This is a genomic window from Paenibacillus sp. 1781tsa1 (genome assembly GCF_024159265.1).
Taxonomy (GTDB): domain Bacteria; phylum Bacillota; class Bacilli; order Paenibacillales; family Paenibacillaceae; genus Paenibacillus.
Genome location: NZ_JAMYWY010000001.1, coordinates 587996 through 608282 on the forward strand (window position 1 = coordinate 587996; position 20287 = coordinate 608282).

Annotated in this window: 18 protein-coding genes; 13 read left to right on the forward strand and 5 right to left on the reverse strand. The window is 47.3% G+C overall.

Going from position 1 to position 20287, the window contains the following annotated elements; genetic code table 11:
- Window positions 1-61: 61 nt before the first annotated feature.
- Entirely contained in the window at window positions 62-1186 is a 1125-nt protein-coding gene (locus NKT06_RS02770) for a PsbP-related protein (protein WP_253429609.1), read from the reverse strand.
- 444 nt (window positions 1187-1630) lie between these two features.
- On the opposite strand from NKT06_RS02770, the gene NKT06_RS02775 reads away from it, so the two are divergent.
- The 6 genes from NKT06_RS02775 (at window position 1631) to NKT06_RS02800 (ending at window position 6960) form a co-directional block, all read left to right on the forward strand.
- Window positions 1631-1735, forward strand: coding sequence for a hypothetical protein (locus NKT06_RS02775; protein ID WP_017690880.1), 105 nt, complete (start codon window positions 1631-1633; stop codon window positions 1733-1735).
- 43 nt (window positions 1736-1778) lie between these two features.
- A complete protein-coding gene (locus tag NKT06_RS02780) occupies window positions 1779-1886 on the forward strand; it encodes a YjcZ family sporulation protein (protein ID WP_253429613.1) in 108 nt (35 codons plus the stop codon).
- A gap of 263 nt (window positions 1887-2149) precedes the next feature.
- Window positions 2150-2461: a hypothetical protein gene (locus NKT06_RS02785; protein ID WP_017690878.1), complete on the forward strand. Its 312-nt coding sequence runs from the start codon at window positions 2150-2152 to the stop codon at window positions 2459-2461.
- Between the two features lie 1161 nt (window positions 2462-3622).
- Window positions 3623-4219 carry an RNA polymerase sigma factor gene (locus NKT06_RS02790; protein ID WP_091018589.1) on the forward strand — a complete coding sequence of 199 codons (597 nt, stop codon included), beginning with the start codon at window positions 3623-3625 and terminating at the stop codon, window positions 4217-4219.
- On the forward strand, window positions 4216-5199 hold the full coding sequence (locus NKT06_RS02795; protein ID WP_253429616.1) for an anti-sigma factor: 984 nt from the start codon (window positions 4216-4218) through the stop codon (window positions 5197-5199). Before NKT06_RS02790 ends, NKT06_RS02795 begins: the two co-directional genes overlap by 4 nt.
- 249 nt (window positions 5200-5448) lie before the next feature.
- Complete coding sequence (locus NKT06_RS02800) at window positions 5449-6960, forward strand: HD domain-containing phosphohydrolase (RefSeq protein WP_253429619.1); 1512 nt, start codon at window positions 5449-5451, stop codon at window positions 6958-6960.
- Window positions 6961-6964: 4 nt separating this feature from the next.
- Here NKT06_RS02800 and NKT06_RS02805 read toward each other — a convergent pair whose 3' ends face one another.
- A complete protein-coding gene (locus tag NKT06_RS02805) occupies window positions 6965-7618 on the reverse strand; it encodes a phosphatase PAP2 family protein (RefSeq protein WP_253429622.1) in 654 nt (217 codons plus the stop codon).
- A gap of 264 nt (window positions 7619-7882) precedes the next feature.
- Between NKT06_RS02805 and NKT06_RS02810 the strand changes: the two genes are divergently transcribed.
- From NKT06_RS02810 to NKT06_RS02825, 4 genes are all read left to right on the forward strand, one after another.
- Window positions 7883-9298, forward strand: coding sequence for a sensor histidine kinase (locus tag NKT06_RS02810; RefSeq protein WP_253429625.1), 1416 nt, complete (start codon window positions 7883-7885; stop codon window positions 9296-9298).
- A gap of 208 nt (window positions 9299-9506) precedes the next feature.
- Window positions 9507-10664, forward strand: coding sequence for an MFS transporter (locus NKT06_RS02815; protein ID WP_197997917.1), 1158 nt, complete (start codon window positions 9507-9509; stop codon window positions 10662-10664).
- 52 nt (window positions 10665-10716) lie between these two features.
- On the forward strand, window positions 10717-11403 hold the full coding sequence (locus tag NKT06_RS02820) for an oxidoreductase (RefSeq protein ID WP_253429628.1): 687 nt from the start codon (window positions 10717-10719) through the stop codon (window positions 11401-11403).
- 148 nt (window positions 11404-11551) lie between these two features.
- Window positions 11552-11926 carry a RidA family protein gene (locus NKT06_RS02825; protein ID WP_017690870.1) on the forward strand — a complete coding sequence of 125 codons (375 nt, stop codon included), beginning with the start codon at window positions 11552-11554 and terminating at the stop codon, window positions 11924-11926.
- A gap of 101 nt (window positions 11927-12027) precedes the next feature.
- On the opposite strand, the gene NKT06_RS02830 is transcribed toward NKT06_RS02825, so the two are convergent.
- Complete coding sequence (locus NKT06_RS02830) at window positions 12028-12786, reverse strand: tryptophan-rich sensory protein (protein WP_253429632.1); 759 nt, start codon at window positions 12784-12786, stop codon at window positions 12028-12030.
- 225 nt (window positions 12787-13011) lie between these two features.
- Here NKT06_RS02830 and NKT06_RS02835 point away from each other — a divergent pair, with 225 nt between their 5' ends.
- A complete protein-coding gene (locus tag NKT06_RS02835) occupies window positions 13012-13977 on the forward strand; it encodes an arsenic resistance protein (RefSeq protein WP_253429635.1) in 966 nt (321 codons plus the stop codon).
- 207 nt (window positions 13978-14184) lie between these two features.
- Here NKT06_RS02835 and NKT06_RS02840 read toward each other — a convergent pair whose 3' ends face one another.
- Both NKT06_RS02840 and NKT06_RS02845 read right to left on the reverse strand, forming a co-directional pair.
- Window positions 14185-15813, reverse strand: coding sequence for a response regulator (locus NKT06_RS02840; RefSeq protein ID WP_253429638.1), 1629 nt, complete (start codon window positions 15811-15813; stop codon window positions 14185-14187).
- A gap of 5 nt (window positions 15814-15818) precedes the next feature.
- A complete protein-coding gene (locus NKT06_RS02845) occupies window positions 15819-17648 on the reverse strand; it encodes a cache domain-containing sensor histidine kinase (protein ID WP_253429641.1) in 1830 nt (609 codons plus the stop codon).
- A 143-nt stretch (window positions 17649-17791) separates the two neighbouring features.
- Here NKT06_RS02845 and NKT06_RS02850 point away from each other — a divergent pair, with 143 nt between their 5' ends.
- Window positions 17792-18673 (forward strand): carbohydrate ABC transporter permease, encoded by an 882-nt coding sequence (locus tag NKT06_RS02850; protein ID WP_253429644.1) that lies wholly within the window; start codon window positions 17792-17794, stop codon window positions 18671-18673.
- Complete coding sequence (locus tag NKT06_RS02855) at window positions 18673-19509, forward strand: carbohydrate ABC transporter permease (protein WP_253429649.1); 837 nt, start codon at window positions 18673-18675, stop codon at window positions 19507-19509. The genes NKT06_RS02850 and NKT06_RS02855 overlap by 1 nt, the downstream gene beginning before the upstream one ends.
- Window positions 19510-20287 lie beyond the last annotated feature (778 nt).

Sequence of the window (20287 nt, forward strand, 5' to 3'; positions counted from 1 at the left end):
AAGACAAAAAGGCCAGCTTAACATTCATTAAGCTGGCCTTTTTGTATACTCATTGAACAGTTTAATCGGCAACTACCAATGAAGCGCCAATCAATGTGGCGTTGGTGTAACCACCGCCAACATTTTCAAAAGAGAAGTTGGTAATTGGAGCACCGATAACAGTGGCATAGTCACCATCAAGTAAATCACCTGTCGATGCAGGGTACATCGCTATAATATCATTTCCGTTTTCATCCATGACATGAACGATAGAGAAGGTCGCTCCGAGAGAGTTATCTTCTTCAACTGAAATAACTTCACCGTTGACTTGCACGAAAGTAGTGTAATAGTTGGCCACATTTTTATTCAGGTGCCGGGTCGTTACATTGGCGTCAACGAGATTCTTCGCCTTTTTACGGAGTTCTGCCGTGCTGGCAGGGAATGCATCGCTATGCTTGTCAAAGAAATCATATGAAGCCTGCTCCATAAAGGCTGTATCTTCCGTAATGTACGGAGTTAACTCACTAAAGAAATCAGCAGCTGATGCTGTGGCAGATGAATCTCCAGTCGTTGCAGTTGGTGTTGTTTGCTCCAGAGGAGCAGTGATGCTTAGGGAATCCAAGATATCTTTGATCTCGTCCTGATTATATGTATCTTTGGCATAGGTTAATGTCATGCTATACAGTTCTGTATTGGTTGGAATCAGATATTGGACAAGGACAACATCTGTACCTGAGGAGTGCTTATACGTACCTTCCAATACACCTGCACTATATTCTTTATAAGGCTTGTTTGTGTAGCTGTTTTTTTTATAATCGGTAATGCCGATACTTGAACCGTTTTGTGTGTAATAATCAACCACATTATTAGCGTATTCTTCAGGATGGATTGAACCGGTTGAGCTGGCCTCAATCGTCAGATTCATATTATCTGCAAATGTGGCTGATGAAGATTGGTCTGAAAAAGCAGCTTTAATGGATGGAACATTCATTTGACTTGTATCTACGCTTTGCCAGGATTCAGGATAAGCAAAAGAAAATCCTTCTCCACTATATGTAGTGTATTTCGTAGCTTTTGCTTCTGTTGAGACAGTTTCAGTTGTCTGGGTTGCTTCTGGAGTTTGGCTGCTAGCTGTTGTATTTGTTTCTGAATTACCACAAGCGCTAAGCAATGCGGCTAGTGCCAAGATCGTAATAAGTTTCTTCATTATGTCTAATTTCTCCTAATGTGCTTCCCATCGGCTGGGATTTTTTCTAAGGTCATCATTTCGTTTGGCATACTCAAGTCTAGATGGTGGGAATAAACTCCTTTCTACTTTATTAGTAAAATAATAACATAAATAAATACTTCAGTATTCATACTTACTAAAAAGGTAATTTAGCTGTATTTAACAAGTTGAAATCTAATAATATACCGTGTTGATATCGATCTTGAACGAGAGTACATACACTTGGTTGATGTAACCGTGTGTTTCATATATGACTTAAACGTATTTGAACATAACACCGTCAGACTTAAGAATTAACTCTGTATGTATGTTCAATTAGAGAATAGTCTGTGGAAAAAAACAGCCCATTTTCGACCTGAGCCCGGTCCCATGTGTGATCGATGCATATAGTGAACTGTACCTCAAATCAAAGGAGGGGTTTACATGAGTGGAGTAGTAGGTGGATACGGCGGCGCATGGACATCGACTGGCGCGATTTTGGTTCTCTTTATCTTGTTGGTCATCATCTCTAAAGCATTCCTGATCTAATAAACCGTTTGGACCCTAATATATTAGTAAAGGAGGGTTCTACATGGGCAACGTAGTTGAAGGCGTTGGATACGGCGGCTGGACATCGACTGGAGCAATCCTGGTTCTGTTCATCCTTCTCGTAATCATCACAAAATCATTCTGGGTATAATAATGACGAGCCCTGCCGGGCAACCGGTGGGGTTTTTTTCTAGGGGACAAGCGTGATGAAGAGTCAGGAAGATAAGATAGCGTGTGGTTGAACGGAAGAATGGGTGGAATTCAAGTAATGGAATGACGGAGTATGCTTCAAAAATGAGGAAGGTACCTAATGGCTAAACGCCCATTTTGTCAAAATGAGGGCGATAGCCCGGTCCAGAGGTAGGCTGAATACATAGCTTAGGGGTGTAGGCAAATGTTAAGGAGGAATGAACAATGAGCGAAGTAAAACCGAATTCACCGAACGGACAGGGACACGTATACGGACATATGGGAGGTTATGAGCATATGCAAGGATACCAATACACAGGTCATGAAATGCATGGGTATGGATATGGTTGTGGAACAATGCCAATGGGATATGGCTATGGATACGGACACCATGCCAATCAGGCTCCAATGATGCACGGTTATCAACAGGGTTGTGGAGTATCCTATGGGCATGGCGGCGGAAGCTGGGGTTCCATGGGCACGATTCTTGTTCTTTTCATCCTGTTGGTCATTATCTCCAAAACGATGTTCATCTAAGTATTTGTGAATGCAAGGAGAATTTGCTGATCGTGGGGCGTTACCATAGGTGTTCTAAATAAACTCCGAGTTTAAGTTCCATGTTGGGGCATAACGTACCTATGATTTAGAAAGGGACAGCGTAGGATTTCATCCTGCGGTGTCCTTTTTTTATTAGAATTAAGTGAAGGAGCGTTGGGATTACTTGCTTTAACGAACTCCATAGGCTCTATTTCATAAAATTCTGCCATTTCACAAGTTTAACGAATCGTAGGCGTCTTATTTCCTCAATCCGGGCATGTTTGGAGCCTATATTCATGAAGTGACATGGATTAAGTTGGCTGAGATTCGTTAGATTTTACATAGCACAGAAATCCTCAATATAAGGTGTACAGGATTCGTTAGCGTCTGGTGAGCGTAAACATTTGCTTTAGAATCTGGGGTTATTTGCAGAATTGGAGAAGTAAGGAAGTAAGGAAGTAAGGAAGTAAGGAAGTAAGGAAGTAAGGAAGTAAGGAATTAAGTATCCAGGAGTGCAGTCAGTGGGAGAATGGAAAAGTTTTAAAAGCAGAGCCGAATATATCTGGTTAGTCTGATAAGCGGAAGGAGAGACTTCACTCACTGAAGGTTGGTGTAGGGCAGTCTGTACGTGGTGCTGAACTGAATATGTAGACATGGATAAACACCCGGAACCCAATTCCGGGTGCTTTGTGTATGTTTTCAATCTTCTCAAGAATAAGTGATATCCAAAACAACAAAAGCCCTACCTCTCTTTTGTCCTTGCGGCTCCGATGACCGCGCCAGTGTGAATGGGAACATCTTGTGAAACTCTGTACTACCGGGTTATTGTGATGCAGGTTCTTCAATCTTCATAGGTTGATTGTGCTTAATTCGCTGCGGTCGCAGCATGAAGAAAATATTCCGGGGTTTAAAGAAGACAGAAATCATATGAGGTTGTTTTATACAACTCTTATACTATACCACAGGTTGTAATTTATTGCAATAAAAAGGAAAGGGCGAACAGAAAAACATGCTTTTCGGGTGGTCTTTCAAGTCAGAAGCTGAAATGTTCGTCTGAAAATATACAGAACATTTTCAAACTATTTCTCAATTGAGGTAATCCTCTTCAAAAGATTGTGCGTAGGTTATAATAAGAGGGAAGAAACAGAAAGGGGCCCTCGCATGACTGAATCGATGGAGGACAGCAGGTTAATGCGGCAGATTGCGGAACGAGATTCCTCCGCACTGGAGCTTTTATATGACCGATATGAGCGAGCGGTGTATTCTTTTGCTTATCGGATCGTTGGTGATCCCATGACGGCAGAAGAGACCGTTCAGGAACTTTTTATGCGGGTCTGGAATAATGCTGAACGATACGATGCCTCACAGGGGAAGCTGACCACATGGATGTTTGCGATTACGCGCAACATAGCAGTGGACATGCTGAGGCGGAAATCGAAAGGGGCAGCGGCTACTTCAGTTGAACACGAGACGCTGGCGGCCTATGCCGATGAGCATACGAATACGGAAGAAGAAGTGCAGCGTAAATTGGAAGGCACCCGTATTAAAGAGGCGTTGTCCCAACTGAATGGGGATCAGCAGCAAGTTATAGAATCGATTTATTATGCGGGATTAACCCAGCAGGAAGTATCCAGCCGATTCGGGATTCCGCTGGGTACAGTAAAGAGCCGTGTCAGGCTTGCCATGCGACAGCTCCAAAAGTTGCTGGCCGATGCTGAATTGCATCCGGACGCGGGAAGGGAGGGCATACATCCATGATAGAACGACATGAGGAGTGGTCTGATCTGGCACCGATGTATGTGCTGGGCGGACTGGAAGCAGAGGAAGTGGCGGCGTTTGAAGCGCATATGGCAACTTGCGAACCTTGTCGCCAGGAGGTGAAGGAATTGCAGGAAGTGACCGGCTTCCTGCCACTTGCGGCGGAACCTGTAGCACCGCCGCCAGGCATGCGAGCACGTGTGCTGGGCAACGTGCTTGGACATGTGCAGGAGAGCGCCGAGGCGAAGCCAGCGGCTGCTCCTGCTGAGCCTGAAGCACCCGTGGTGCTTCAGGAGGAACTTGCGCCGCAGCACGAACGTGCGGCGCAGCCCGGGCCAGGCCTGCCGCCGGTAACGGCGGTGCCTGCGGCCCGGGGAGAAGAGGCTGCCCAGGCACAGCCATGGCAGCCTCAAGGGCGCGCGCGTGCGCGCAGCAGCCGCGCCTGGCGCGTGGCCAGCGCCGGCCTTGCGGCAGCGGCGCTGGTGCTTGGCGTGTACGCGGCGCAGCTGCAGAGCCAGATCGACTCGCTGACGCAGCAAGCAGCGAGCTCGTCGGCTACGCAAGAGCAACTGGTGCAGGCACAGGCGCAGAATGCGCAGCTGCAAGAGCAGCTGGCATCAGCTTTGGAACCTGCACAGGGCATGCAGACTGGCGAGGCAGTGAAGCTGAATCCTGCAACGCAGGATATTGTAGCTCAGGGTCTCGCAACCATCGTAATTGACAGCAAAGGCACTCACTTGGTTGTGCAAGCTGAGAACCTGCCGAACCTGGAAGGCAACGAGGCTTTTCAGGTGTGGTTGATCAAAGGAGATACCCCTCAGAATGCCGGTACGTTCCTTAGTCGTGATGGGACGGGAGCGGTATACTACACATTGGATTCGGCCAACGACTATGATACGGTTGCGATCACGCTTGAACCGGATGCAATGGGAGATGAGCCGCGGGGTACGATGATTCTGGCTGCCAAGATTAAAGGATAAAAATAGGATATATCACCAAAGGCTGCTCCGTTATGGAGCAGCCTTTTCGTGCTTCACAGATTACTACCAGAAGATCGGGACAGGGTCAAATTTTTTGAAACGATTCGACAGTTGAAGTCTCGGCACCCATCCATTGGATTTTATTAATTTTTTTAGTCGGAGCAGCCGATAAACAAATAGAAGGCAATACCCATAATTTCCCCGTGTCTCAAGGGAGAACGGGTTGCACATAGAGAGTGAGGGGTTCAGTTGGAAGCATACCGTTCATTTATCTTTCGCCTGATACGCAATTATCTGATCGGTTCACTGGCAGCTGTTTTTGTTGTCGGTACAGTGGTTATGGTGTCTACGCTGCAAATACCCAATATTCAATTTGTTCGACTCATCGTTATTGTACTGATTTCACTCTTGTTCATGTTGGTTGCAGAATTAATTACGCTGTGGGTGCAGCTTGGGCCCATAAGACAATTTTTCGCTTCCGAGCATCACGAGAGAGACGAATTGAATCACATGTATGAGAGAATTCATCGTTTCCCTGGACAGACCATATATCGGATCATGGGTCCGCACATGCTTGGTTTTTCACTTCCGGCAGCGGGATTAACCATATGGATGATATCCACAGGGGGGCTAGAATTCCCTTACTTGTATATTATCGTGGCCGCCGCATGCGCCTTTCTGATTGCCGTCATGCATGCGCTGATTGAGTATTACCTAACGGTACGGGCGATTAGACCTCTGTTACTTGAGATTCGTCATCGAGGCAAAACTCAGTATGGGATGGAGCCTTCACTGGGAGGACGTATTCTGGTATCGATTCAACGTAAATTTCAGCTAAGTACGGCACTGATCGGATTATTTCCTCTATTTCTATTTTTCCTGGCTACATCTATCCGGCTTCAGTATATGGACAGTGAATTTGCGAAAGAGTACATTCTGTGGGGAATTCTCATCGTGGTTCTGGGCGCGGGGTTTGCGCTGGTGGGAAGCTGGCTCTTGATTCGTGATGTTCGTGATCCAGTTGCTGAACTGACGCATGAGATGAACCGAATTCAGGAGGGAGATCTTGGCAGACGAGCTCCGGATCTGTATGCGGATGAGTTTTCGGCACTGATCTCCGGCTTTAATATGATGATTAATCGGCTGGAGATGAGACAGGAACGCAATCGGCAGCTGTTGCAAAGTTATTTTTCTACACTGGCGGCTGCTTTAGATGCCCGAGATAAGTACACGGCAGGGCATTCCATGCGGGTGGCAGAGTATTCGCTGATGATTGGCAAGCTGAGCGGAATGAATGAGGAACAGGCGGATTTGTTGTACAAATCAGCCCTTCTTCATGATATCGGGAAAATCGGCATACCTGATGAGGTACTGCTGAAGGATGGAAAATTAAGCGATGAGGAATTCGCGATTATTCGCACACATCCCGTGCAGGGAGAGAGTATTTTGTTACAGATAGAGCCTATTGATGCCATGGCGGACTTTCTGCCAGGTGTACGATCTCACCATGAGAGATATGATGGCAAAGGATACCCGGATGGGATGGCTGGTGATGATATTCCCCTTTTTGGCCGCATCATTGCGGTGGCGGATGCCTTTGATGCGATGACGTCTGATCGACCCTATCGGAATGGGATGAGTCATGAGAAAGCGCTAACGATTTTGGAAGAAGGAAAAGGGACCCAATGGGACCCCTATTTTGCAGGTTTGTTTATTGATGAATGGAGACGACAACAGCATCTTCAGAAACCATCGAAGTGAGGGATCAGTTGATCCCCTCTGTCCACTTCGATTCTTTTCTGCGTCTCCGGTGCAGAGCGAGGCCGGTTATGATGGTGAGAACACATTCGCCGAGTATGATGGCACCAACGGCGTCATAGATCACATGTTGTTTGATCATAAGCGTGGATATGATAATGGTCGCTGCTCCTGCAGCCACCAACAGCTTAATGGGTTTGCGAATGCTTGGAACCGAGAGAACGGCACGCATAACCAGATAAGAGTGCAGAGAATGAATACTTGGAAAACAATTAAACGGGCGGTCCTGGCTGTAGAGCCATCCGAGAACAGATACGCCCAGGCCTGTACCCGTCAGTTCCGGGCGCGGTACCATGGTCTGAAAGTTGAAGTAGATGAGATAACAGATCCAGACACAGATATTCATGGATAACAAGACGCGATAATACGTCAGTCGATCCTTGGCACACAGGTAGGCGAGCACACCGAATACAAAGGGGTACCAGCCCAAATATGGAATGGACATGGCGGGTACATAGGGAATGATCTGGTCAAGCGAGGAATTAAGTACTACAAACCCGCGTTCCGGACTATTAAGAATATCATAGAATAGCCCCATGACAGCCAATGACAACATCAAACTTAATGACAGCCAATAGGATTTACTTTTTAACAATTGCACAACAGCGTTCTCCTTTCATTCATGTTCCGACGAACATGCCCCTAGCAAATATCTATTTCTTTAGTTCAATCTATATAGTAGTTCAAATTTGAACAACAATATATTTTACTACGTTCCGCACACAAATTGAATCCTGATTTGTGTATTTTTGTGTACTTTTTTGACGAAGAAGGAATGCAGTAATTTCAATGGACATGATATGATAGAAACACATACGGACGATGGTAACAAGGCCAGTAAAGTCGGGACAACAGGAGTGAGCAAATGCAATTTTTGAAAATGTTCGTATTGAATATGGGGATGCTTATAACGATTGCCTATCTCGCCAGTGTGTTCTATAAATATATCGTCATACGTGCCTCTTCCCGAATGAAACAGATCGGTTCAGTACTTGTCCTTATCTTTGCGGGCTGGATCAGTACGGTTTTTGGATTTCAACTCACGGATGAAGTGGTCTTTGACCTTCGTTATGTTCCTTTAATTGTTGCCGTTCTAACGTACAGACAACCCTATAGTGTAATTATTGTGGGTGTAGGGATAGGTTTATCCAGGTTAACGTTTGGTATCACGGATGCTACGGTGGCAGCGGTAATTAATATGACTTTACTCGGTGTAATATGTGCGGGTTTAAATATATGGATGAGACGCAGCGACTTCAGACTGATCACAAAAGGCGTCCTTGTTGTAATTATCGTCAATGTGGTTAATAGTGTGGGCATCGCTATCTTTGGCGTCATCCCGGCTACATATTTTTTCTCTCATATTATGCCTTACACGCTTCCAGCAGGTATCTTGTTAAGCCTTATGTTTGCGTTTATATTACGTGATTTTCAGAATGAACAGAACCGGATTTTGCTTATCCAAAGTACGAACCGGCTATTATCTGTGCAAAAGGAAGAGCTACAGAAAGCCCAGATTGTACTGGAGGATCGAGCGAAACAATTGATGATCGCCTCACAGTACAAATCCGAATTTCTCGCCAATATGTCACATGAGCTGCGTACACCATTGAACAGTGTTATTAACTTTGCCCAGATGATCAGCGAGAACGCGGACACGATGGACCCCGAGGATATTGTACGTTTTGCCACCATGATTGATCACTCCGGACAGGAACTGCTCACACTCATTAACGATATTTTGGATCTGTCCAAAGTGGAAGCGGGGCGGCTGGATATAGTACTGGAGGATATCAGTGTGGCACAACTTACCGAAGATGCCATGAGCCACTTCCAACTGGTTGCCGAGAAAAAGGGTATTCAGTTGCAGATGGATAAGAAACCGGGACTGCCCGACACACTCTGGTCTGATCCCCAGCGGGTTCAACAGATTTTGCGGAATCTGATGTCGAATGCCATCAAGTTCACTCACCGGGGGAAGGTCACGCTGATCGTAAGCACCAAGCAGATGAAGAATGCAGGTATTCAGAATCGATGGCTTGTTTTCTCCGTACAGGACACCGGCATTGGTATTTCTGAGGACAAGCATCATTCCATATTTGAAGCATTTCAGCAGGCTGACGGGTCGATTAGTCGAAAATTTGGCGGTACCGGACTTGGCCTCTCGATCAGTCGGGATTTGGCGAGATTACTGGGAGGATCGATTGAACTTGAGAGCGTTGAAGGCAAGGGAAGCACCTTCCATCTCTATCTTCCATTGAACCGTGAAAAAATGAGTTGACAACCTCCGCGCCGTGAGTAGAATTTGGGATGACAACTAGCATCGACCGGCTTTTGAGACCCGGTCTAAGGAGTGTATCCCCATACAGAAGACGGTCAACGTTAACCCTCCCCCGTTAGCAAGCAAACCACGGCGCAAGGGTTCAACACAACGCACAAATTTATCGATTGCAACATGGGAGGGTGTACCGGCAATTATTTTACAGACCTTGCTGGGAGGCCCGTTTTTAACCGGGTTTCTGCTGTACCTTGGGGCCGGGTCGAGACATATCGGCTTTGTGCTCGCCATTACGACCTTTGTAAACATTGCCCAGATCGGAGCAGCTTACTGGATGCAGCGTATTCGCAGTCGCAAACGCATGCTGCTGTTATTTGTGGGCACACATCGTATCTTATGGAGTGCGACGGGACTGATCCCGTTTATATTTCCCAAAGAGTGGTGGGTAAGCGTATATATTGGCGTGTATACGGTTGCTTTTATATCCAATACCATCGGCGGTATGATCTGGACTTCACTGATTGGGGACATCGTACCTGCCAAGGTGAGAGGGCGTTATTTTGGAATTCGAAATACGATTCTGAATGCTCTTGGAAGCGTATGCTTATTCGCGGGCGGTATTGTTTTGGACCGATACCCTGGGGAAATGGGCTTTCTAATCCTGTTTATTCCGGTGTGGATCTGTGCCATTGCCAATACAGTCATTTATTTCTTTTATCCGGATGTTCCCTTCGAACGTTCTACCGAAAAGGTTTTCTGGCGCATGTTCATCAAGCCGTTCCAGGATCGTTCTTTTCTTAAAGCAACGCTGTTCCTGGCTGTCTGGTTATTGATCCAGACCTTGATTGTTCCGCTCTATTCCTATGTTATGTTGGATCTATTGAACATTAATTATCAGACTGTATCCCTGATCACGGTAGTCCAGACGCTGGTTATGATGGCCGGTTTCTATGTCTGGGGCAATCTGAATGCCAGATTCAGCAACAAAACCCTCCTATTTTGGACATTGCCAGTCATTGCACTCTCCTGTTTGTCGTGGGGTTTAATGTCGTTCATGCCCGTATTGATCGCACTATTTCTATCTCATATCTTCCTTGGGATCGGTGTAGGTGGTTTTAACCAGCTGGCATTTAACTTTACGATTGGAGACACACCCAAAAGTGAAAGACCGATGTTTGTCGCGGTGTATTCGGCTCTGACCGGAGTAACTTCGTTTCTTGGGCCGTTGTTGGGTGGCTGGTTGTATGAAAAGATGGAAACCTGGTCCGATGCGCTGGCCTGGATCTCAGCCTATGGATTTCAGGTGGGGGTTGGTGTCGTGATGCTGATCCTTACATTTACCCTTGGACGTCGTGTACTGTTAAAATAGAAATGAACTATTTTCACTGGTATGAATTCAAAAAAGATGGCGAAGTGGAGGGATGTATTTGAATCGTCTCGAACGGAAAGCCATGGTGATTGGAGCCACAGGACTTGTAGGCGAATTATTGGTTCGTCATCTGCTGGCACACCCGGCATATAGTCTGGTTCGCATACTGGTTAGACGTGCACTTGAGCTGCAGCATCCCAAATTGGAACAGCATATCGTGGACTGGGAGCAGCTCGAGAACCAAGGCGAATTATTCGACGGGATCAATGACCTGTACTGCTGTTTGGGTACAACGATCAAAAAAGCAGGCAGTCAGGAAAATTTCCGCCAGGTGGATTATCATTACCCTGTTCGTGCGGCTACGCTTGCGAAGCAGCATGGCGTACCACAGATGATGGTGATCTCCTCCATGGGAGCGAGTGCAGGTTCTCGGGTCTTTTACAGTCGGACCAAAGGGGAGATGGAGGATGCACTGTCCGATATCGGTTTTCAATCTTTGCATATCTTCCGTCCTTCCTTAATTCTGGGAGATCGAAACGAGAAGCGGTTCGGTGAACAGATGGCTGCCCATGCCATGAAGTTGCTGGATCGCTGGATGAAAGGCAGAGCGGACAAGTATCGGGCAGTCCACGCAGCAACCATTGCACAGGCCATGACGAATATTGCACTGGTGCAAGCCAAGGGAAACCATGTGTATTCGAATGAAGTCATTCATGTCCTTGGCGTGGACGGGGGCTAAGAAACCTTTGAACAAGCTGTTCACTTTATAGGGCTGGTGAGGAGCGTTTCTCGCTTGAGGTAGATCGTGGTATAATAGGCAACAAAAATGAGTTCGAACCCTGACTCCTTGCGGCAGCAGGATAACGAACATGAAGGAGAACTCGTCCATGAAAAAACCAATCTCTACCGATCAGGCGCCAGGCGCCATTGGTCCATACAGTCAAGCCGTTGATGCAGGCGATTTCATCTACACGTCCGGACAGCTTGGTCTGAATCCCCAAACGGGAGAATTCGGTGCAGATGTACAGGAGCAGACACGTCTTTCCTTGAGCAATGTGAAGGCTATCCTTGAAGCAGCAGGCACAAGTATGGATAAAATCGTGAAAACGACGGTGTTCCTGAAGGACATGAATGACTTTGTTCCTGTGAATGAAGTGTACAGCACGTTCTTTGAACAGCCATATCCTGCACGCAGTGCAGTAGAAGTTGCTCGTTTGCCAAAAGACGCACTGGTGGAGATTGAAGTTATTGCCCTGAAATAGGACAATCTTCATTCACTGCGGTATACATAAAAAGCCGATTCTAGGTCGAATGACCAGAATCGGCTTTTTGCTTTATGTTTTTGCGTTAGGATGGAGGTCGCTCAATCGCGATCCTGATTACGGGCGAAGAACAGCCATATTGCGTAGATTGCCAGTACGATCGCAATGATGATTGCCGTATAATATATGGAAGTGACATCTTTTTGTTTAAGTGCGATGGCGATGTACGCCCATGTGAAGACCAGTGGATATACACTGTCCCGATAACGGAAGCTAACGAGCACAGCCAGCACCATACCCACAATCAACATAATGATGGTCCAGGTCGGTTCGCTGAGACCAAAACCATCCCAACCGATTTTATATAACAGAACAGCTGCATTGATAATAGTTGCCACGCTAACCCATCCCAGATAGATGCTGAATGGCAGCTTCACAAGCCAGATCTCAGCAGTGGTTGGAACAGTAATGGTACGTGTTTTTACATACAGCACGATCAGAGACAACAGAAGCAGTACAATAATCAGTAAAGCGAGACCGGTCTGCAAGTTTTGAAAAGCGAAAATCCAGGCGACGTTAAAGGCACAGCTTGCCAGGAACCAGTATCCGAGACGGGTGATGGAGTCCCTTTTCCACGAAGCAGGCACGAACTGATAGATCACAAAACCTGCAAGCAGCAAGTAGATCAAACCCCATATAGAAAAGGCATAGCCAGAAGGTGTGAGTAGCACAGGGTACATATCCGATACTTCCTTGTTGGTTCTGCCCCCGATCGGCAGAGCGTTGGAAAGGTAGTTCACGATAATTACAGCGATAAAACCAATGGCGTTTAACCACTTGTACGGATTGTTACGTGACATTGTGTTTCCTCCTTGGTTTAACGAATGAATGAACCACGGGTCAGTCTACAATGAATATACCCAGTTCTTGCACATTCTAATAACAGCCGCAAAAAATTCACAAGTTGATCTTTCAGATCCTTGTGCTCTGCCGCTATGTTGGAACGGTACTCTGTCCCAATGTACGCTTTACGAAGCAGAAATATGTCCATGCCCACGATGTCCCATTAGAAGAGGAGGAAGAGAATGCTCACAAGAGAAACGATGGAGAAACAGCAAACCTGGTTCTATGTCGTTGCACTGTTCTTAGGAGCAGTTATAGGGCTGAGTAATCCAGCATGGGGCAATGGTTTACACTACACCGTGTCCCCGGTACTTGCCGTTCTGTTATATAGCATGTTTGTACAGATTCCCTTTTTACAGTTAAAAGAGTCTTGGTCGAATCTTCGATTTATGGGCGCGTTACTGGTGGCTAATTTTATCGTTGTACCTGTAGTCGTATGGTTGCTTACACTGGTCTTTCCACAATCACCAGGCGTTCTGATTGGAGTCTATCTGGTACTGTTAACGCCCTGTATTGATTACGTCATTGTGTTCACACAACTCGGCAGGGGCAATGAGAAACTGATGCTGGCCGCAACACCCCTTTTATTTGTTATACAAATGATCCTGTTGCCGTTTTACTTATGGCTTTTGATGGGTGCTGAGGTGGCACAGGTCATGCAGATAAGGCCGTTCATGGAGGCGTTTCTGTTTCTGATCGTTATTCCACTGGTGCTCGCTGTCGTTACACAAGTTCTCTCAAAAGGTAAAGCGAGTGGTGAGCGGGTCATGAATGCAACGGCATGGCTGCCGGTTCCGATGATGGCACTGGCGCTGATCGTGGTTGTCGCTTCCCAGATTAACAAAGTCTACAATGATATGGCGATCATCGTGAACGTGATCCCGATCTATGTTGCTTTTCTAATCATCATGCCTTGGATATCTCGGCTCATTGCTGCTTGGTTTGGATTGAATCCAGGCGCCGGGCGGGCATTGATATTCAGTTCAGCCACACGGAATTCGCTGGTTGTTCTGCCACTTGCGCTGGCACTCCCTCCAGAATGGGCAACCATAGCTGCGGCTGTTATTGTTACACAGACGATGGTGGAGCTTGCAGGGGAGCTAATCTACATTCGACTTGTACCTGAGGTGATTTTGCGAGATCGGTGAGGCAGCTCATACAACGGGAAATAAAGTTTATTATCTCTACTTTGGTGTAGCTGCAGCCGCAATCTTTCGGAGCGTATCCTATCTTAGAAAAGAAAGAGCCAACAAGTCGTCATGATATGAGCTATACCTTGTAAAAGTAAAATAAAAAAGAGTACTTCCGATTGGCCATGCCCGGGAGTACTCTTTTTAATTCGGATCAGGTACTCGTTACGTACCAGCCTCCAATAATGTTTTACGATATTCGGCTGGCGAGAGGCCCTCCATTTTTTTGAACACTTTGCTGAAATACTTTTCATCCTGGAATCCAACCATCTCCGAGATTTTGGCGACTCGTAGAGAAGGATTTTGTAGTAGCAGCTTCGCATTATTGATTCGCAGTTTGCCGAGATATTCCGACCAGTTCAGGCCGAATTGCTGTTTGAATTTTCGGGAAATATACTCCCGGCTCAGGTAGAAACGCGCGGCAATCTGCTGCAAGGACAGGTCCTCCTGATAATGGGCGTCCATATAACGTGCTATCTCACTCATGGGATCAGGATTGGCGTGGTGATGAGCGGTGAGCGCCTTTCCTGCGGCAAGCAGTCGTTGTTCCAACAATGAACGAAGCAGGGGGAAGGATAATAGTCCTTCAGCGTCAAAAGGTAACTCGGCAAAGGGAATAGACTGTTCCTCCGTCACTTCCTCCTCTATGAATGACGAACCTGCCGTATCATCAAGCCAGCGGCTCAGCATCCATTCCAGCTCATCGATCCATTGCTGGATCTGCTCGGCACTGACAACCTCAAGATCAGTAATCGGGTCAAGCCACTCGGCGACCGCAGCGGATACACTGGAAGCTCGGCAGCTCATGGCTGCCATACGCAGGGGTTCTTCATGGGCGGTTAAACGCCTGATTTTATTCCCATTTGATGACTCCACGGAAGCATGGATTCGCTGTTTGATTTGCACAGCATTACGTCTCCACAGCCTAGAACTTGCTTCCAGATAGGCTGCTGAGATTCCGCCTGGGTAGGACTCACAGGTGGATATGCCGAAATGAAGCCGGCGCTGTATCGTCTGCTCCAATCCATGATTAACCTTGTCCAGAATATGTTCCAATGAGCTGGATGGGCCCCAATGCAGCAGAACAATCTCGTCCGGCTGGTCCAACTGACGAAACATTACGCCTTCGTCTGGTGTGGATAACATTTCGGCACAGATATTGAGAACCGAGAACACAAGCAGGTCGGGTTGACTGCGATATTTTGCCAGACAACCTGCATCCAGATGGGACAGGCTGGTGACAGCGACACTACAGACAGGAATAACAGAGGGGAGATTCAACTCATCCTGCAATCGCTGCATCTGTGATGGGCTGCTGCCTCTTCCGACGGCAAGTTCGGTGAGCAGACGATCCTGGTAGTGGGGGCGCATTCGATTAACGACAATGGATTGTCGGGTAGATTGTATTCGAATGGCGTCCTCCTCCACCCAAGCTGTAACTGCCTTTAATAGAGATGCATTCAGCTCATCTGCTTCCACAGGTTTCAGGAGGTAGTCCATGCCACCATGCCTGATGGCATGCCTCACAAGTTCAAAATCATCATATCCGCTGATAACCAGCACTTTGCTGTGTGGGGTATTAGCCGATATCCATTCAAGCAATGCCATACCGTCCTTGCCCGGCATACGCATGTCACTAAGAATGATTTGAGGCTGATGTGTCGTGATGGAGGCGATCGCTTCGTCCCCGTCTGCTGCTTCAAGTAATGTATCAATACCAAAGTCTTCCCAATGACCAAGCAACTTTATGGCATCGCGGACATGTTTTTCATCATCTACAAGCAGTGCCTTCATGTTGTTCACTCTCCCGCGTATAGTTTAACCCTGATCTTCACACCATTGGGTTCCCGATTGCTGATCTCAAGTCTGGCGGAGTGACCGGGATGTGAGTTCAATTGAAGTCTGCGCATCACATTTCGTAGACCGATGGACTCGGACTCATCGGATTCTTGCGTGGCTAACCCGGTTGATGTGTGATTTGGATGGAGCCATCCCCGAATCTCCGTTAATTTATCATCAGGTATGGAGGGCCCGTTATTATTCAGTTCGATTTCAATCCAATGATCATTGATCCGACGGCTGGATAGGGAGATGTGACCTTTGCCTGGCTGAATATCTGCCCCATGTTTGAAATAGTTCTCAATTAAAGGTTGTAACGTCATTCTTGGCATCTCGACAGACAAGGTATCTTCGGCAAAATCCAAATCCACCTCAAGACGGTCACCGAACCGCTCCTGTTGAAGTTCCAGATACAACCGGGCATGCTCTGCCTCTTCGCGTAACGTCACGCCGGTCTGATCCCGCATGCTGTAGCGCAGCATTTTAGATAGGGAAGAGAGTAGGGTATACGCCCGCTGTCCTTGCTGTTGAAGGGCAAGTGTACCGATGGATTGCAATGTATTATACAGAAAATGCGGATGAATCTGCGCTTGCAACGCTTTGAGCTGATTCGTCTTATTGGCGATTTCAAGTCGATATTCCCGCAAAATAAGGTTATTTACCGTATCCATCATATCTCGGAAATGACGAGCGAGCACCCCGAATTCATCTCGGCTGGATAGATGGATATCCACATGCAGACGCCCGGCTTGGATCTGGTTCATATACCGCATGAGTTGCTTGAGCGGACCGGTGATTCGGATGGAAATGAACAAGGTAGCGACAATGACCATTACAAGTGCTGCGATAGCAATCATCGCGTTATTCCAAGTGAGTGAAGTTGCTCTGGCATATAACGTCTCATTCGGAATCTGTTTGACAATGGTCCAGTCGGCGTATGTGCTGCCAAGCTGCTGGTATACATACATGGAACGATCCTGTTCAAAATGTCCTGCGACATTCTGGCCTGTACCAGCGCTAGTCCGTGCGATATTCAGCTCACTAGCCGTTTCCTCTCGCAGTACATCCGTATGATTGACCTCGGAACGTCCCTGGTAAATGATCTGATTCTGACCATCTACAACATAGATCTGTTCCTTAGCCGGATCATACAGCCTGCCACAGATTGCTGCAATGGTATTCATATTCAGATCAATGGCGAGTACACCCAGACGCTCGGTGGACGGAACATCCTTGATCACCCGATGCAGGGTAATGACCGTTCTTGCAGGATCATCGGGGGAGGCAGCCTTGAATCCGTAAGTGTGACTCATATGGGCCGATTCCACCCAAATATCCGGGCTGTTACCGCCTGTTTTTCCATGAAGCGAGCCGGAATAGGCCTGTTTACGTTCTTCCCGCTTCGGAAAGGGATTCGCAATTAAGGTGGATTGATTGGCGGCAAAAGAGTGCAAATACAGCTGGAATACATCCGGCACAGCAGCGCGGATGGTCTGCAAAGTAGTGTACACCTCGGCCACTGCACGATAATCACCAGGAATCTTCGCCAGGTTACGCAGGAAGTTCGGGTCGTTATACACAGCAAGCGACGCTCTGGCCACGTTATCCACATAGTTATTGAGATTCGTGGACGCTTGGTAGATCAGGCGTTTGTTTTCTTCAACCGCCTGTTCCCGCAGGGCCGTCTTAGTCTGGATAAACGTCATGCTGATCGATGCAAGCAGCGGAAGGGTGGTAGCAATGAGCATAAAAGCAATCAATTTGGTGCGTATACTGTAGTATTTGGACATCGGAACACCCCTTCTGGTTGCAGGTTAAGAGAGGACAATATTTTACCCCCAACTGTTCACAAGGGTCGGTGTTTCCCTCGGCGATAATGGGGTTTAATAGAAAAAGAGACCAATTTCATCCATCTATAGAAGGGGAGAACGATATGAAGCATCGCAAATCTTCACAGCTGTTACAGCAGCTTGTGTTCGTGGGTCCCTCCATCGTGTTTTTTATTCTCATCATCGTGGTCCCTTTCCTGCTTGGTATGGTGTATTCCTTCACGGATTGGAACGGGGTATCCGAGAACATTAATTGGGTAGGGTTCGATAACTTCGTGCATGTTTTTGCGAATGATCCCAAGTTCCAAACGGCGTTTTGGTTTACGGTGCGCTTCACCGTGGTTGGTGTGATACTGACCAATGTGATTGGCTTTTTCCTGGCGTATTTTCTGACCAAACCGCTCAAGACGAGAAACATTCTGCGTACGATCTTTTTTATGCCTAACGTGATCGGTGGGTTGTTGCTCGGCTTTATCTGGCAGTTCATATTTGTGAAAGGGTTTTCAGCAGTAGGCGATGTAACAGGCTGGTCCTTCTTCAACCTTCCTTGGCTGGGAGACGAACCAACCGCCTTCTGGGGAATCGTGATTGTGTTTGTATGGCAGACCGCAGGATATCTGATGGTCATCTACATCTCATCTCTGACGAATGTATCCCCTGATCTGCTGGAAGCTGCCGAGATTGATGGCGCAAGTCGCTGGCAGGTACTGCGGAGCATCATTCTTCCGCTCATTATGCCGGGTGTAACGATCTGTCTGTTCCTGGCGATCTCCTGGTCGTTCAAAATGTTCGATCTCAATCTGTCATTGACCAAAGGTGGACCATTCGGATCAACAGAGTCGGTTGCGCTTAATATTTACAATGAAGCCTTTGTGAATAACAGATATGGCATCGGAACCGCCAAAGCACTCGTGTTCTTCGTAATCGTTGCCATCATCACTATGATTCAGGTACGTCTGACGAAGAGCAAGGAGGTAGAAGCCTAATGGAGACGACGAAAAATTACCGCTTCAGTACCATTCTAACCGAGATTATCATGGTGCTCATTGGACTTTTATTCCTGGTTCCGTTTTACTTCCTGTTTGTGAATTCGGTTAAAACCTTCGGTGACCTGCTCACCAATTCGGCTGCATGGCCGGAGGTATTCCAATGGGGCAACTATGCAAACGCCTGGGAGAAAATTAACTTCCCGTCCGCGCTGATGAACTCGCTTATCGTTACCGTAGTCAGCAATCTGTTGCTTGTGCTGATCAGTTCCATGGCCGCGTACCGGATGGTTCGCAGTGATACACGGTTCAACCGGATTTTGTTCGGCATGTTCATTGCCGCCATGGTGATTCCGTTCCAGTCTATCATGATTCCACTCGTTACTGTAACCAGTAATCTTGGATTGATTGACAGTCTTGGCGGCCTCATTATCTGTTACCTTGGTTTCGGGGCGCCGATGTCTGTCTTCCTATTCCACGGATTCGTGAAGTCGGTCCCACTGGAGATTGAGGAAGCGGCTCGGGTGGATGGAAGTTCTGCCTACGGGGTGTTCTTCCGGATCGTATTTCCACTGATGAAACCGATGTATGTAACCGTCATTATTTTGAACACACTCTGGATCTGGAATGATTATCTGCTCCCATCCCTGATCCTGCAAAGCTCCAACTTGCGTACGATTCCAATTGCAACCTTTGCCCTGTTCGGTCAATATACGAAGCAATGGGATCTGGCCTTGCCGGCCCTTGTGCTTGGCATCATGCCGATCATTATCTTCTTCCTGCTGATGCAGAAATATATCATTCAGGGGATTACCGCTGGATCAGTTAAAGGGTGAGTGCGAGGGAAGGGGTCGCTGTGGCGGAGTGCGAGGCAAGGTCGCTGGCGGGATCAAGTTGCGCTTTCGGTCGCTGTTGCTCCTCGGTGGCCTGAATGTATTAGGGCAAAGAAGCCACCGAGTATCAAAGGCGAACGCTCCGCTCCTGCAACGCATTCTTGATCCCTTTGCTCCACCTCGCACGGAGGTGTGCATAGGGGAGTCATGCCCGCATAGCATGGGCATGACTCCTAGGGAAAAGAGCATTAAAGAAAAGAGATCCTTCAAGAAATGACCAAGAAAGAAAAGATTTAAAGACCAGATTGATAAGGCAGAGAAGGGGCGAGGCAAGGTCGCTGGCGGGATCAAGTTGCGCTTTCGGTTGCTGTTGCTCCTCGGTGGCCTGAATGTATTAAGGCAAGGAAGCCACCGAGTATCAAAGGCGAACGCTCCGCTCCTGCAACGCATTCTTGATCCCTTTGCTCCCACCTCGCACGGAGGTGTGCAAAGGGGAGTCATGCCCGCATAGCTTGGGCATGACTCTTGAAGGGGAGGCACTAGCATAGCCAGGAACTTTTTTAGAGGGCGATGTTATGCTCCTATTCAAAGCGCTAACGAATCTACCGCATCTTAATAGGCAGATAATCAAGGAATACAAATTTTAAGGAACCTCAGCAACGTTATCCGGGTACAAAGAGGCGCCAGAGGTTTGAAAAACGATCAAATCGTCGAAATAACGCCGCTGTGATTCTTTAGAATGGAGAATTACGCCAATAGGGGCGAATAACGTGCGCTCGGT

Coding starts and splice junctions, on each gene's coding strand:
- NKT06_RS02845 (WP_253429641.1), bottom strand. CDS start 17,648: ATGTCCAAATACTACAGTATACGCACCAAATTGATTGCTTTTATGCTC.
- NKT06_RS02780 (WP_253429613.1), top strand. CDS start 1,779: ATGGGCAACGTAGTTGAAGGCGTTGGATACGGCGGCTGGACATCGACT.
- NKT06_RS02790 (WP_091018589.1), top strand. CDS start 3,623: ATGACTGAATCGATGGAGGACAGCAGGTTAATGCGGCAGATTGCGGAA.
- NKT06_RS02810 (WP_253429625.1), top strand. CDS start 7,883: ATGCAATTTTTGAAAATGTTCGTATTGAATATGGGGATGCTTATAACG.
- NKT06_RS02855 (WP_253429649.1), top strand. CDS start 18,673: ATGGAGACGACGAAAAATTACCGCTTCAGTACCATTCTAACCGAGATT.
- NKT06_RS02825 (WP_017690870.1), top strand. CDS start 11,552: ATGAAAAAACCAATCTCTACCGATCAGGCGCCAGGCGCCATTGGTCCA.
- NKT06_RS02830 (WP_253429632.1), bottom strand. CDS start 12,786: ATGTCACGTAACAATCCGTACAAGTGGTTAAACGCCATTGGTTTTATC.
- NKT06_RS02770 (WP_253429609.1), bottom strand. CDS start 1,186: ATGAAGAAACTTATTACGATCTTGGCACTAGCCGCATTGCTTAGCGCT.
- NKT06_RS02835 (WP_253429635.1), top strand. CDS start 13,012: ATGCTCACAAGAGAAACGATGGAGAAACAGCAAACCTGGTTCTATGTC.
- NKT06_RS02795 (WP_253429616.1), top strand. CDS start 4,216: ATGATAGAACGACATGAGGAGTGGTCTGATCTGGCACCGATGTATGTG.
- NKT06_RS02785 (WP_017690878.1), top strand. CDS start 2,150: ATGAGCGAAGTAAAACCGAATTCACCGAACGGACAGGGACACGTATAC.
- NKT06_RS02850 (WP_253429644.1), top strand. CDS start 17,792: ATGAAGCATCGCAAATCTTCACAGCTGTTACAGCAGCTTGTGTTCGTG.
- NKT06_RS02820 (WP_253429628.1), top strand. CDS start 10,717: ATGTATTTGAATCGTCTCGAACGGAAAGCCATGGTGATTGGAGCCACA.
- NKT06_RS02840 (WP_253429638.1), bottom strand. CDS start 15,813: ATGAAGGCACTGCTTGTAGATGATGAAAAACATGTCCGCGATGCCATA.
- NKT06_RS02775 (WP_017690880.1), top strand. CDS start 1,631: ATGAGTGGAGTAGTAGGTGGATACGGCGGCGCATGGACATCGACTGGC.